Here is a 14,121-nt window from a genome sequence, read left to right as displayed (position 1 = left end):
ATCAATAACCCTCATTCTGCTTCAAGTAACCTTCGTCGCGGGACGCTCCGTCGATTGCTGTCTGTGGAATCGGGAAGATTCTTTTTTTGACGTCTGAATTGCTCTTTTCAGTCCATTTGCCCTCGTATTTTCCGAAACGGATCATGTCGCTGCGGCGGAGCATTTCCCAGTAGAATTCAAATCCTCTCTCGCGAAAAAGCAGGTCGAGGTTCATGGTGGTTAATGCGGGCGGAGGCGTTGTGGCTGTTCTGGAAGCTCTTACCAGGTTTACGTCGGCTAATGCAGCTGCTGCGTCGTTGCTTTTGCGCAATTTTGCTTCGGCACGCATCATGTAAATGTCGGCCAGACGAAGGATTACAATATCCGCGTCGCCTTTGTTACGACCAGTATTTGACTCAGTGCCGAACTCATATTTTTCTACACGAAATCCGGTGTCGTGGTTGCTTCCAGCCGTTGTGAAATCGATTTTTTCGGAAAAATTTACAGCCAGGTCCGGCTTATTACGCGTCACGTAAGTCAGCTTTCCAACTTTAAGTCTCCCGTCCGGGCACCTTACAAATGCGCCGTTTACGCGCAAAGCACCATATTGCTGTCCTCTCAAAATCCCGCGATTGATCTTGTAATCGGCATCATTGATGCAAGTATCGGCCTTATTGGAATACACCGACATATTTTCCTGATAAAAACGCGGATCGCGTTTGGGGTCAACTGCGCCGTAAGCTTGCACCCATGTTTGGTAAAAATCAGAAGTAATTGCAGGCCCGTCCGTTCCGTTTGCCGCGGGGTAAGCGGCCAAGGGAAATTGATCTCCGGAGATGGAAAAATATGCCAGACGATTGTGACCATTAACGTCAGCGCGCTGGTCGACAGCGAAAATCAACTCTTCGTTCGTATGGTTTTTATTTCCAAAAATTGCGAAGTAATCTGGTGACAATTTTGCCTGGCCTGACGCGATAATTTTGTCCGTATACTGGATCACTTTGTCCAAATCTCCCGTATTAAATTCAATGGTCGGGGCGTAAACGTTACGGTAAACAGCGGCATTCAGATACAAGCGAGACAACAATCCCCAGACCGCTGCCTGGTTCAACCTTCCCGGGCCCACAGCCGATTTTGGCTGCACAATGGGCTCAATGGCAAGCAGTTCGCTTTCAATGTATTTTACAGCTTCATCACCACGAATAATTACGGAAGCAACATTTGGATCATCTTTCACGAAGGCAACGCCGAACATATCAAGCATAAGCATGTTGTAGTAAGCCCGCATGCCTCTCGCTTCGGCAGCATACACCGCCGCATTTGCAGATTTTGAATCCTTCAAACCGCTGATTGCAGTAATACATCTTGAAATAGACTGTGCCAAGGTGCCCCAGGTTGCATTCACATTCGGGTCCGTTGCGGTTGTATTGTGCTGATGCAGTGCAAGATAGATCCCGTTATCGCCCCAATCTGTTCCGCCGCGGTAAGGCAGGATGGCTTCATCAGTGGAGATCTCATTCAGCGCAAAGTAAGTCGTGTGCTGAAACAAATTGGGAAGCAACGCGTAAACCGGAGCAACAAGGCCGTTTGCGGCTTCGTCAGGAGATAAATTTGCTTGAAGGGTTTCGTCTAAAACCTGCTCTTCAAGATCCGTGCAGCCATTTGCAACAAATAAAAAACTGGCAACGGCAAATATGATGGATAATTTCTTTTTCATCTTTTAATGTTTAAAAACCAATGTTTAGACCAAAAAGGATTGTTTTAGCCTTCGGATAACTCAGATAGTCAATCCCGTAAGAAGTGATGCCGTTCACAGAGCGGTCGTTGTTCACTTCGGGATCATAACCGTTGTATTTGGTCCAAAGCGCGAGGTTTTGGCCAGTTACAGACAAGCGAACCGTTTGAACCCATTTGTTAATGCCAAGCTTCGCCGTGTTCAGATTGTAGCCCAATACAAGGTTGTTCAATCTCAGATAAGCACCATTTTTCAAATATCTTGTCGAAACAGGCGCAGAGTTATTAACCGATTCGGCCGCATCGGCATAGGCTTCCGGTGTTACGTTGACGCCTTTGGACAGTTTTAGCTTATAAAAGTTAGAGTTGGCCGTGTTGTCATAAACCTTATTTCCGGCAACGCCATTGAAGTTGGCTGTCAGGTCAAAACCTTTGAAAGACAAATTGCCATTGAAATTATACATGCGCGTCGGAAGAGCGGTTCCTGCGGCAATGCGGTCCTTATCCGTTACAATTCCGTCACCATCTGTGTCGCGGAATTTGCTGATGCCTTTTTCGTCAAAACCAATAAACTCTTTCAGGAAGAATGTTCCGATCGGCTCATTATTAATGTAACCGTTGATCGTTGCCGAAGTCAGACCGGAGCCTTGCGCAGCGCCCGAAGGAATCACAGAATAAGGAGAGCCGGTTACATCATTTTTGATGAAAGTAATGTTCCCGCCAAATGAATAGCGAAGTCCGTTATCCAGCGCATTGCGATAATTTAGGTCGATTTCAAGGCCCTGGTTTTTGATTTTCATATCCGGCACGTTGGTCCAGAATGTTCCAGCCGGCTGAATAGGATCGGCAGGGATCACTTCGAGCAGGATTTTTTCAGAAGTTTTGGTAAAATAATCCACTTCACCACTTAAAGCTCCTTTGAACAAAGCAAAATCAAGTCCAATGTCGGTCTGCTTTGAAACTTCCCACTGAATGTTCGGATTTGCTAACCTTGTGTTGGTTGTTCCTGCCGGATAAGGGCCGCTTGGCGTCAAGGGATAACTTGTGGTTCCCGAAACGACTGACGTAAAACGTGCCTGAGTGATTTTTGAAGGGATTTCCTGGTTTCCGGTTGATCCCCAGCCCGCACGCAGCTTCAAATCTGAAAATGGAGACGACTTCATGAATGGTTCTTCCGAGATCCTCCAACCCAGTGAGAATGAAGGGAAATAACCATATTTGTTGTTCGCACCGAATTTTGAAGATCCATCCACACGAAGGGTCGCAGTGGCCAGATATTTGTCTTTAAAACCATAATTCACCCTGCCAAAAAACGATTGCAGCTCATTAATTGTGGCATAACCCCCAGGCTGGTTCAAAATCAATGTCAAATCCTGCCCGAGGCCTGGATTGTAAATCGGCTCAATGTCTGAAATAGGGAATTTGTTAATGCTGAAATTTTTTCCGGACAGCGAAATGTGCTGGTAAGAATGTCCGACAAGTGCGCTGAAACTGTGCAGCTTGTTGTTAACTGTGTAAGTCAAATAGTTCTCAATCAGCCGGTTGGTGTTTTTCAACTGATAATTTTCCAAACGGCCGATTTCAAAAGGAACTGTGTTTGGCAAAGTCTGGCGATCTTGGGTCGCAGTCGAGTTATCAAGTCCGAAATTCAGTTTGTAAACCAATCCTTTAATAATGGTTACGGATGGAGAAATGGAAGCCAAAACGCGGTTTGTGCTCAAAAGCTCCTTGTATAACTTCAAGGGGATCAATGGATTCGTCCCATCCTGATATTGGAATGGCGTTCCATCTTCATTGTAAGGAGCGTAAGTCGGGTTTGCTGTAATTGCGCCGCCAATCATGCCCTGAATGTTCGGCCTTTTGTTTTTGGTGTTGGTTGCATTCAGGTTCACATCCAGCGTAACACGATCATTAAGCAGTTTTTGGGACAAATTAATGCGCCCTGTGTAACGGTCCTGCTGGCTTCCTTTCAAAATTCCCTGCTGCTTTTGTGTTCCAAAAGAGCCATAATAAGTCATTTTGTCCGTTCCACCGCCAACAGAAACATTGTGGTTGTGCGTGGTTGCTGTGTGGGAGATTTCCTTTTGCCAATCTGTGTCAGCACCGCCGTTGATGACCGTCCCGCCCAGGTTTGCGGCTTCTGTCAGAAACTCAGGACCGGAAAGCACATCCAGCGGACGAGCCATTTTCGATAAACCCAAAGACCCGGAATAGGTTACGCTTGCCTGACCCGACTTGCCTTTTTTAGTCGTGATCAAGATAACACCATTTGCACCTCTTGCACCATAAATTGCTGTTGCAGAGGCATCTTTTAAAACATCGATCGATTCAATATCCTGCGGATTCAGGAAATTCAGTGGATTTGTGTCACCGCCCGTTCCGCTGTTGTCAAGCGCCATGCCGTCCACCACAAAAAGCGGTGTGCTTCCCGTACGAACGCCACCTGGACCACGAACCGTAATGCTCGTTTTACCGCCCGGCTCGCCCGTTGCAGACGTTACATTCACGCCCGAGACTTTTCCTTGCAGCAATTGCTCAGGCGAGTTGATGATCCCCGTGTTGAAATCGGTGCTTTTCAATGATTTCACCGATCCGGTAATGTCCTTTTTTACGGTTGTTCCATAACCGACAACAACAACTTCGCTCAGATTTGAAGCCGCCTCTTTCAATTTTATTTCAATCGAATTGTTGTTCGTTTCGGTAAGCAGAAAGTCATTGAGTGATTGTTTTTCAAAACCAATGTAACTGAATTCCAGATTGTATTTTGTTCCGGTTTGCAGGTTAGCAATTGAAAAAACACCGTTTCCATCTGTTGTTGCGCCTTGTTTGCTGCCGCCTGCCACGTCGGTTACCACCACCGTAACACCCGGCAAACCTTCCGTTGTGCCATCTGCGAGGACTTTTCCGGTAAGCGTCACTTCTTGTATGGCAATCATGTCTGTTCCAACATGCTCCGACGGGCCTTTCCAAACCGGATTGCCCGCGACCGCCATTGCATGCAGGCCGCATATGGCCGTTGCTTGCAAAATGCACGTTCTGAGTTTTCCGGTTTTGACTAATAGAGTCAAAGTTTTTCTCATGAGATTAATTATTGGATTAATTGTTAGTAAAAAATAGATAGTGGGTTTGAAGCGAGCGTTATCGGCTTTTGTATTTTGGCAATACAAGATTGCAATTGTATTTTAAAAATATTAAATAGAAATTACCTTATAGCAATTTCAAACGTTTGAAATTCTATGCAAACGTTTGAAAAAATATAAAGAATTAATTGGATGATTCAAGGGCACAATAAAACGCAGATAACCACGACCATTTGCACGCAAAAGTCGTAGTTATCTGTTGTTAAGGAAACTAATGAGTTTTAAGGAATTGTTAAATCGCCCGTTTGCTTGTTTTACACGTCCTGGCGCAAAACTTCCAGCGGTGGGCGGTAGAGGATGCCGCGGCTGTTGATCAGGCCAATGAAAACCGTCATCATCGACACGAATAAAAATATAACAATTACAGGAAGCACTTCCGGCCGGAACTCGGCTTCGAAACTGAATTTGGCGAGTAACCAACTTCCTGCCAGGGAAAGCAAAATGCCCGTTAATGCGGCCAGAGCGCCCAGAAAGAAATATTCTAATGCGGTGATGGCGAAGATTTGTTTACGGCTCGCGCCCAACGTGCGCAGCAGCACACTTTCCTGTAAACGTTGGTATTTACTAATTAATACTGAGGCGATCAGGACGATGAGCCCGGTAAGAATGCTGAATCCTGCCATAAAGCGGATCACAAAGCCTATCTTATTGAAAATGTCGTCTAAAACCCTCAGGACCAGCGCCAGATCGATGATTGAAATGTTAGGAAACTGCCTCACAATGGCCCTTTGGAAAACCGCAGACGTTTGCGGATCAGGCACGTGCGTGAGCATAACGTGAAACTGAGGCGCTTCTTCGAGCACGCCGGTTGGGAAAATGACAAGGAAATTGGTCTGCACTTCGCCCCAGTTAACCTCCCGGAAGCTGGTCACGGTTGTGTTCATCATGGTTCCTTGCACATTGAAAACGAGCGTGTCCCCAAGTTTGATCCGGCTGCGGTCGGCAAAGCCTTCTTCCAATGAGATGGGAATCAGGCCATCAGCGGGTTTATAAGTGCCTTTCCACTGGCCTTTGGTCAGCTTTTCGGAAGAGCTCAGTGAATCACGAAAAGTGACACGATATTCTCGGCCGAAAATGCGACGCGATTGTTCGGCTGTCGTATCTCCTTCAAAATCAGCAGCCGTTTTGCCATTAACCTCCTCCAATCGCATGTTTACAATCGCCACATTTTGGTTAACCGGCACATGCTGCGCTTTGGCCAGTGCGAGCACCGCTTCTTTCTGGCTTTCCTGAATGTCGAAAAGGACAATGTTTGGCTGGTTGCCGCTCGACGATAATTTTACGCGGTCGAGTAGGATGGTTTGGACAAAAAACAATGTGCAAACCAGCGCTGTTCCCAAGCCAATGGACACAACCAAAATCGCCGTCTGGTTATTGGGACGATATAAATTAGCCAGTCCTTGTCGCCACAAATAACTCCACGACGTCGGGAAAAACTTACGAACGAGCCACATTAACAAACTTGCAGTCGCATATAAAATGACAAACGAAGCCAAAATGCTTGCCGTGAAAATGAGCGCCTCAATCCACGTCCGCATTTGCAAAAACGAAAACCCGAACACAAAAAGGACGATCAATCCGTATAAAAGCCAGGTCAGCGGATCTCTGTCATTTTTTAAAGAATCGAGCGAAACGCGCAAGACATTCAGCGGGGAAACTTTGCGGATGGAAACGAGCGGAGGCAATGCAAACAAAATGGAAATCAGCACGCCAATGGCCAGGCCTTGTCCAATAGCCAGCCAGGAAATGTCCGTTGTGAGCTCGAAAGGCAGGAAGTCCTTGATAACAATGGGCAAGAATTGCTGAATGGTCGTCCCCAAAATAGCGCCTAAGACAGAGCCTATGACGCCAATTCCGACAATTTGAATCAAATAAATTAGAAATGCCTGCGAAGCTTTAACGCCCAGACACCTTAAAATAGCAATGGAATTGAGCTTCTCGCGAATGTAAATGTGGATCGCACTCGCAACACCAATGCAGCCGAGCAATAAGGCGACAAACCCGACTAACGCCAGAAAACGCGTCAGATCACGAAATGATCTTCCCGTGTCTTCTTTTTGTGATTGAATGGTTTTGTAATCCAGATCACCCGCCTCAAAACGTGGTTCTAGTCTTTTGGCCAGCTTCTCAACGTCTGTTGTTTTTGGGAAAAGATAATAATAACGATAAGCCACGCGACTTCCTTTTTGCATCAGGCCGGTTTGTGTCAAATAACGCATTGGAATGTAAACGGAAGGCGCAACTGTGCTGGTAAGTCCAGTTGAACCGGGCGCTTTTTCCAAAATTCCGGCAATGGCAAACGTCACATTCCCGATCTTGATCGAGTCTCCCACTTTTGCCTGATATTGAAGCATAAGCGTCTGATCGACAAGTGCTTGCTGACCGTTTCGGAAAGTTTTCTCAGCAGAAACCGGAATCGTTTCGAATTTTCCATAATAAGGAAAGTCGCCATCCAATGCTTTCACCTGCGCAAGCCGGTTTCCGCCGCTTTTGGCAAAATAAACCATGGAAGCAAAGCTTCTTTCCTCGGACCGGATCTTGCCCAGAGAGTCAACGAGCGCTTTGGCTTTGCCCTCAACCGGCTTCCCGGAATATAATGCGAGGTCGGCGCCGATCAATGTTGCTGCTTGATTATCAATGTTCAGCCGCAAATTATCACCGAGTGAATAAATGGCGACGAGCGCGGCAATGCCGAGAATGATGGAAGATACGAACAGAAAAAGGCGGGAGCGGTTTTTCCGGCTATCACGCCAGGCCATTTGCAGCAACCAGCGGAAATTAATGTTATTCATTTTGTTGTGATTTTGACGGCTGATGATGCGATTGACTTGCTAAGTCTTAAGACTTACCAAGTCTTAAGACTTAGCAAGTCAAAGTTATTCAACCAGCTTGCCGCCTTTGATGCGAATAATCCGTTGTGTTTTTGCAGCCAGTTCCAGATCGTGGGTTACCAAAACCAGTGTTGTTCCGGCTTCTTTATTCAGATCAAAAAGCAGTTTTACGACCTTTTCGCTGGTTTCGGCGTCGAGATTTCCCGTTGGCTCATCGGCAAAAAGGATCTGCGGCTTGTTAGAGAATGCGCGCGCAAGGGAAACGCGCTGCTGCTCTCCGCCCGAAAGTTGGGTGGGATAATGGTGGCTTCGTTCGCCGAGGCCTACTTTGTCAAGCAGGTCGAGCGCGCGCGGCTTGATATTTTTTTCGCCCCGGAGCTCCAAAGGAACCATTACATTTTCAAGCGCCGTCAATGTCGGCAGCAATTGAAAATTTTGGAAAATGAAGCCTACATATTGGTTTCTGACCGCCGCAAGCTGATCTTCGCTAAGCCCATTCAGCCTCGTGCCATGTAATTCAACATTGCCCGACGTGGCGCGATCCAAACCGGCGCACAGGCCCAGTAATGTCGTTTTTCCACTTCCGGATGGCCCAACAATCGACATGGTGGAACCGGCAGTGATTGAAAAATTGATATTGTCTAAAACGGTCAGGGAACGGTCGCCACTTTTATATATTTTACTAACCTGTTGCAGATCGAGTATGGTATCCATCAATTGTTTATAATTTTATGTTTTCCGCAGTGCCAAAACAAGGCAATTTGATTTACTCCAATTTGGCTCTTTTGGATTAACGTTGCACATAAATATAGGCTAAACGGCGTTTAAAACTAAATGAACGGCCTTTGCCTCAACATTACTTACCCGTTGATCAATATGAATCGCTTTCGCTTTATGCCTCAACTGCTGCTTTTAATGGCAGTTTTAATTTCTTGCAATAACGAAAAAAAGGAGACTGTGGAAACGACGGATGCTTCCAAAACGGCTTCAAAACCAGCAACATCCGCTAAAAAAACGATTGTTTTCTTTGGGAACAGCTTAACGGCCGCTTACGGTCTGGATGATCCGTCAAAAGGCTTCGCGGGCTTGATCCAGAAACGTCTGGATTCGTTAAATCTTGATTATAAAGTGATCAATGCCGGCGTCAGCGGCGAAACGACCTCGGGCGGCAACAGCCGCATCGACTGGCTTTTGAAACAGCCTTTGGACATTTTTGTGCTGGAATTGGGCGGAAACGACGGATTAAGGGGCATTCCGGTTTCTGAAACGAAGAAAAATCTGCAAGCGATTTTAGATAAAGTGCGCGCCAAATATCCCGACGCTAAACTCGTGCTCGCGGGAATGCAGATTCCACCGAACATGGGTCAAAAATATGCTGCTGATTTCAAGGCGGTTTATGGCGACATTGCCAAAACCAATGACCTTACGCTCATCCCATTCTTGCTTGAAGGCGTCGGCGGCGAAGCAAAGCTTAACCTGCCTGATGGCATTCACCCAACAGAAGAAGGACACAAGATCCTTGCAGAGAATGTCTGGGTAAAAATTAAAGATTTGTTATAACGACTTCATTATCAGTATGTGCACAAATTAAAAGCCCGGAACGATGTTAAAAACATCCATTCCGGGCCTTTGCTTATCTAATAGGTATTTTCCTTACACAACCCTGTCGCCACGAATCACACGAAGAATTATTGCAACAACTGCAATCACCAAAAGAATGTGAATGATGTTACCCATTCCAAAGCTAGCGAAGCCAAAATAACCGATCAGCCATATAATGACCAGAATGACAGCTATTGTATAAAGAAGATTTCCCATTGTCTTAATATTTTGAGTTAGAGTTAATGTGACAATGACATTATATCAATTAGAATGCCAGCAAACTCTTCTCAAAATAAGGCGTCAATATTCCCCGCATTCTACAATTTTGCAATTAAATGACTAACAGCATAGCTTCAAGTTGTAGAAAAATTTCTCAAACTTTATGAAAAGAAAAGCTCTCTTACTAATGTTCTTTTGCATTGGCCTGCGCCTGATGACCCATGCCGCAACCGTGGACACAATCCAGGTTTACAGCAATGCAATGAAGAAAAATCTCAAAGCCGTTATCATCCGCCCCGACCAATATGAGGCAGGTAAGGCCTTTCCGGTCGTTTATTTGTTGCACGGCCACAGCGGCAACCACGCCGACTGGATTTCCAAAGTCCCGGGTTTTCAAAAAGCTGCCGACTTGCATAATATGATCATTGTTTGCCCGGATGGCGGTTACAGCAGCTGGTATTGGGACAGTCCGATTGATGCCAAATCACAATTCGAAACTTATGTTTCCAAAGAGCTGGTCGCGCACATTGACAGCAAATACAAAACAATTAAAGACAAAAGCGGACGTGGCATTACCGGCCTCAGCATGGGCGGACATGGCGCTTTGTATCTGGCATTCAAACATCAGGATGTTTTTGGAGCAGCCGGAAGCATGAGCGGCGGTGTGGACATTCGCCCATTTCCCAATAACTGGGGCATGGCTGAGAACTTGGGTAAATACGCTGAGCAGCCCGAGCGCTGGGAGAAAAATACGGTTGTGAACATGCTGCATTTGCTGACGCCTAATGCATTGGCGCTCATTATCGATTGCGGCACGGACGATTTCTTTTTCAAAGTGAACGAAAACCTGCACGATCAGCTCGTTTACAGAAATATCCCACACGATTATCTTGTGCGTCCGGGTGCGCACAATTGGGCTTACTGGACCAATGCAGTCCAATATCAGCTTCTTTTTATGAGTAATTATTTCAATAAAAAGAATCCGAAAACAGCAGCGATTGACTGATCGATTGGAAACAGTTTTTAATTTTCTCTAATTTACATTTGCAACAATAGAACCTACCTTACATTTAATTTTACTATTCAGATAAATGAGCAACTATTCCTCGACTGTGGAACCCACAAAAGCCCGATTCACTGAAAACCGATATCTCATCACACTCATCTTCGTCACGTCTCTTTTCATGTTCTGGGGAATTGCCATTACGATGGGCGACGTTTTGAATAAACATTTTCAACACGTTTTAAGTCTTACCAAAACGCAATCCGCGTTCGTACAATTTGCCATTTTCGGCGCTTATGGCGTGATGGGCATTCCGGCCGGGCTTTTTATGAAGCGTTTTGGCTACAAAAACGGTGTCCTTTTCGGATTGTCGCTTTTTGCATTGGGCTCATTCCTGTTTGTGCCAGCGGCTGCCGCGGCTTCGTTTCCATTTTTTGGTGGCGCATTGTTTATCCTCGGGTGCGGAATTTCAACATTGGAAACCGTTGCACACCCGTTCGTCGCGTCACTGGGCGACCAGCGCACGAGTGATATGCGCATCAACTTTGCTCAGGCTTTCAATGCATTGGGAACAATCATTGGGCCCGCAGTTGGTTCCTATTTTTTGTTAAGAAATAATGTAGAAGGCAGCACGGATCTGACATCTGTGAAGACATTATATATTGTAATCGGAAGCGTGATCGCCACAATTGCGGTCCTGTTTTCATTTGTAAAAGTCCCGGAACTTACTGATCCGCACGTGGCTGCCAATCCAGATGCGGCTAACATTGACACGCATCCGGAGAAAGGACTTTTTGAGCACAGACATTTCAAATGGGCTGTTTTTACGCAGTTTTTCAATGTGGCTGCACAAGCCGGAACGTGGGCATTTTTTATCAATTATGGCCACGAAAAAATGGGTTTCACAGACGCAGTCGCAGGAAATTACATGATCCTGTTCTTTGTGCTGATGCTAACGGGCCGTTTTGTAGGAACATTCCTGATGCGTTTTATCGCGCCGCATTCGCTTCTAGCCGTTTTTGCAGCTTGTAATATTGTCATGTGTCTGATTGTTGCGCAAAGCTGGGGCTGGCCTTCATTCATTGCTTTAATGATGCTCAACTTCTTTTTCAGCATTATGTTCCCGACCATTTTTAGTTTGGGATTGAAAAATTTGGGAGCGCATACGCAACAGGCTTCCTCTTTTATTTCAATGGGGGTCGTGGGCGGCGCATTCTTTCCATTTGCGATGGGAGCCGTTGCGGAATCTGATGTGGCGCATGCTTATTATCTGCCAATCATTTGCTACGCGGTGATTTTCTTGTTTGGATATAAATATTACAAGGTGCGTTAAGCACTTTTTGTCCATCAAAATTTAACTATTTACCAATAAAACAGCAAGCTGAAAGCCAATGCCGACAGCCTTATCATTATGAAACTCTGGGGAATTGACTTAGGAGGAACAAAAATAGAATGTGCCGTTCTGGATCCGGACCGGAACCTGGAAGTGGTCGTGCGCATGCGCCTTCCGACCGAATCGGCAAAAGGATATGAGCATATCTTATCGCAAATCAAAAAGCTCATCGATCAGGTTGCCGAGCAAGTGGGGGAGAAGCCGACGCGCCTTGGTTTCGCTACGCCGGGCGTTTTGGAGCCTGATTCTCAGCTGATGAAAAACTCCAACACGATCTGTCTCAATGGCATGCCGTTGAAAGCTGATCTTGAAAAAATATTAGGCATTCCAGTTCAGCTGGCTAATGATGCCAATTGCTTTGCTCTAGCAGAAGCATTGATCGGAGCGGGAAAGGATTATCCCAAAGCTGAGGTCGTTTTTGGTGTCATTATGGGGACGGGCGTGGGCGGTGGATTGGTCGTTAACAATAAAATCATTGCTGGTCATCACGGAATCGGCGGCGAATGGGGCCATAACATTCTGGAAGAAAACGGCGAACCTTGTTATTGCGGAAAAGCCGGTTGCGTTGAACAAGTCATTTCCGGTCCCGCGTTGGAGCGTTTTTATGAGCAGGTTAGCGGGGAAAAATTGACGATGAAAGTGATTTTGGAGCGCTATCACGAAGGCAAGGATGAGTTCGCCAAAGCAACCATTGAACGGCTGCTCGAATTTTACGGCCGCGCAATCTCAACATTAATCAATGTGCTCGATCCGGGTTTGATTGTGATTGGCGGCGGCGTAGGCAATGTGGAGCTGCTTTATACGGCAGGTTTTGAAAAGATAAAAAAATACATTTTTAACAAAGGTGTCGTGACCACGCCCATCCTGAAACCAAAACTGGGCGATAGCGCAGGGGTTTTTGGGGCCGCACTTTTGTAAAACACGCGTAGCAAGGGGATTTCGAAATGTTATCAACAGTAAACCAGCGTTTTCCGAAGCTTCTTAGTGAATAAAATCACCTTTATCGGAAAACTTTGGTTGTATGCCAACTAACGGAATCTCCTTGCGCGTAAAGTCTATTGACACGGTCCGCGGGCTTATAATGGTCATCATGGCACTGGATCATGTTCGTGATTATTTCCACATCACGGCATTCACCGCCGACCCGCTCGATCCAGCAACGACCCACGGAGCGCTGTTTTTTACGAGATGGATTACGCATTTCTGTGCGCCGTCTTTCATGCTTCTTTCCGGCATTTCCGCCTATTTATCAGGGCAAAATAAAACAACTGCTGAGACATCTTCTTTCCTGTTAAAGCGCGGTTTGTGGCTCATTGTCGTGGAACTCACATTCATGACATTTGCTTTTTCATTTGATGTAACATTCAAAACCATTTTCCTGGCCGTGCTCTGGGCGCTGGGAACCAGCATGCTTGTTTTGGGCTTGTTTGTACGTTTCTTTTCACCAAAAACCATTTTAATCGCAGGCCTTGTCCTCATTTTCGGACATAATCTTTTCGATCTTGTTAAAGCGGCGCCAGGCTCAGGACTTGATATTTTTCTCGGCATTTTTATGAAAGGAGCAGGGCTTTTTGTGCCAAGAGGCGACGGCGGCAACATTGCTTTTCTTTATGTAATCCTGCCCTGGGCGGGCATTATGATGTCCGGATATGGACTGGGCGTAATTTACAACCGCGCTTTTCCTGAGCAGAAACGCAAAAAGCTGTTATTGCAATCGGGAGCTGCGGCAATTGTGATTTTCATCACATTACGCCTGATCAATGTTTACGGAGACCAGGCTCCGTGGAGTGTGCAAATCGAAGGATTCCGGACATTTTTCTCCTTCCTGAATGCCTCAAAATATCCGCCATCACTGCTTTTCTCGCTCATGACCCTTGGGCCAATCTTGATTTTGCTGGCATTAACCGAGCACACGAACACAAAACTGACACGTTTTTTTACCGTGTATGGAAAAGTGCCATTCTTTTATTTCATGCTGCACTTTTACCTGATCCACCTGCTGACCATGGTCGCCGTCTTGTCATCGGGTTACACCTGGACGCAGGCAACGGCGCCGGAGCTTTTCTTCAAATTTCGCCCCGTTGATTTTGGATATAGTTTGGGAATGGTCTACGTGATCTGGATTTCCATTTTCCTGGCACTTTACTATCCTTGCAAGTGGTTTGGGAATTACCGTGAACGAAACAAACAATGGTGGCTGAGCTATTTATAGCATTTATA

The 14,121-nt window shown here is 46.0% G+C and carries 10 protein-coding genes; 5 read left to right on the top strand and 5 right to left on the bottom strand.

Translation table 11 applies throughout. The features are described 5' to 3' along the window. Window position 1: 1 nt before the first annotated feature. The 4 genes from LZG73_RS01555 to LZG73_RS01540 all read right to left on the bottom strand — a co-directional run bounded on the left by LZG73_RS01555 (window position 2) and on the right by LZG73_RS01540 (window position 8,398). Window positions 2-1,696: a RagB/SusD family nutrient uptake outer membrane protein gene (locus LZG73_RS01555; protein ID WP_233845735.1), complete on the bottom strand. Its 1,695-nt coding sequence runs from the start codon at window positions 1,694-1,696 to the stop codon at window positions 2-4. A 10-nt stretch (window positions 1,697-1,706) separates the two neighbouring features. Next, window positions 1,707-4,793, bottom strand: coding sequence for a SusC/RagA family TonB-linked outer membrane protein (locus LZG73_RS01550; protein ID WP_233845734.1), 3,087 nt, complete (start codon window positions 4,791-4,793; stop codon window positions 1,707-1,709). Between the two features lie 314 nt (window positions 4,794-5,107). Then, on the bottom strand, window positions 5,108-7,645 hold the full coding sequence (locus tag LZG73_RS01545) for an ABC transporter permease (protein ID WP_233845733.1): 2,538 nt from the start codon (window positions 7,643-7,645) through the stop codon (window positions 5,108-5,110). 84 nt (window positions 7,646-7,729) lie between these two features. Next, window positions 7,730-8,398 carry an ABC transporter ATP-binding protein gene (locus LZG73_RS01540; RefSeq protein ID WP_233845732.1) on the bottom strand — a complete coding sequence of 223 codons (669 nt, stop codon included), beginning with the start codon at window positions 8,396-8,398 and terminating at the stop codon, window positions 7,730-7,732. A 201-nt stretch (window positions 8,399-8,599) separates the two neighbouring features. Between LZG73_RS01540 and LZG73_RS01535 the strand changes: the two genes are divergently transcribed. Next, complete coding sequence (locus LZG73_RS01535; protein ID WP_233845731.1) at window positions 8,600-9,244, top strand: arylesterase; 645 nt, start codon at window positions 8,600-8,602, stop codon at window positions 9,242-9,244. A 93-nt stretch (window positions 9,245-9,337) separates the two neighbouring features. Here LZG73_RS01535 and LZG73_RS01530 read toward each other — a convergent pair whose 3' ends face one another. Continuing rightward, window positions 9,338-9,502 (bottom strand): lmo0937 family membrane protein, encoded by a 165-nt coding sequence (locus LZG73_RS01530; protein ID WP_215235380.1) that lies wholly within the window; start codon window positions 9,500-9,502, stop codon window positions 9,338-9,340. A 166-nt stretch (window positions 9,503-9,668) separates the two neighbouring features. Here LZG73_RS01530 and LZG73_RS01525 point away from each other — a divergent pair, with 166 nt between their 5' ends. The 4 genes from LZG73_RS01525 to LZG73_RS01510 all read left to right on the top strand — a co-directional run bounded on the left by LZG73_RS01525 (window position 9,669) and on the right by LZG73_RS01510 (window position 14,113). After that, window positions 9,669-10,511 (top strand): alpha/beta hydrolase family protein, encoded by an 843-nt coding sequence (locus LZG73_RS01525; RefSeq protein ID WP_233845730.1) that lies wholly within the window; start codon window positions 9,669-9,671, stop codon window positions 10,509-10,511. 85 nt (window positions 10,512-10,596) lie between these two features. Then, complete coding sequence (gene fucP / locus LZG73_RS01520; protein ID WP_233845729.1) at window positions 10,597-11,841, top strand: L-fucose:H+ symporter permease; 1,245 nt, start codon at window positions 10,597-10,599, stop codon at window positions 11,839-11,841. A 78-nt stretch (window positions 11,842-11,919) separates the two neighbouring features. Beyond that, window positions 11,920-12,819 carry an ROK family protein gene (locus tag LZG73_RS01515; RefSeq protein ID WP_255696995.1) on the top strand — a complete coding sequence of 300 codons (900 nt, stop codon included), beginning with the start codon at window positions 11,920-11,922 and terminating at the stop codon, window positions 12,817-12,819. Between the two features lie 103 nt (window positions 12,820-12,922). Beyond that, complete coding sequence (locus LZG73_RS01510) at window positions 12,923-14,113, top strand: DUF1624 domain-containing protein (protein WP_233845728.1); 1,191 nt, start codon at window positions 12,923-12,925, stop codon at window positions 14,111-14,113. Window positions 14,114-14,121 lie beyond the last annotated feature (8 nt).

The organism is Dyadobacter sp. CY326, assembly GCF_021390515.1.
Classification (GTDB): domain Bacteria; phylum Bacteroidota; class Bacteroidia; order Cytophagales; family Spirosomataceae; genus Dyadobacter.
This window is presented reverse-complemented; position numbering and strand designations above follow the sequence as displayed.

Coding starts and splice junctions, on each gene's coding strand:
- LZG73_RS01515 (WP_255696995.1), top strand. CDS start 11,920: ATGAAACTCTGGGGAATTGACTTAGGAGGAACAAAAATAGAATGTGCC.
- LZG73_RS01525 (WP_233845730.1), top strand. CDS start 9,669: ATGAAAAGAAAAGCTCTCTTACTAATGTTCTTTTGCATTGGCCTGCGC.
- LZG73_RS01540 (WP_233845732.1), bottom strand. CDS start 8,398: ATGGATACCATACTCGATCTGCAACAGGTTAGTAAAATATATAAAAGT.
- LZG73_RS01510 (WP_233845728.1), top strand. CDS start 12,923: ATGCCAACTAACGGAATCTCCTTGCGCGTAAAGTCTATTGACACGGTC.
- LZG73_RS01535 (WP_233845731.1), top strand. CDS start 8,600: ATGGCAGTTTTAATTTCTTGCAATAACGAAAAAAAGGAGACTGTGGAA.
- LZG73_RS01555 (WP_233845735.1), bottom strand. CDS start 1,696: ATGAAAAAGAAATTATCCATCATATTTGCCGTTGCCAGTTTTTTATTT.
- LZG73_RS01530 (WP_215235380.1), bottom strand. CDS start 9,502: ATGGGAAATCTTCTTTATACAATAGCTGTCATTCTGGTCATTATATGG.
- fucP (WP_233845729.1), top strand. CDS start 10,597: ATGAGCAACTATTCCTCGACTGTGGAACCCACAAAAGCCCGATTCACT.
- LZG73_RS01545 (WP_233845733.1), bottom strand. CDS start 7,645: ATGAATAACATTAATTTCCGCTGGTTGCTGCAAATGGCCTGGCGTGAT.
- LZG73_RS01550 (WP_233845734.1), bottom strand. CDS start 4,793: ATGAGAAAAACTTTGACTCTATTAGTCAAAACCGGAAAACTCAGAACG.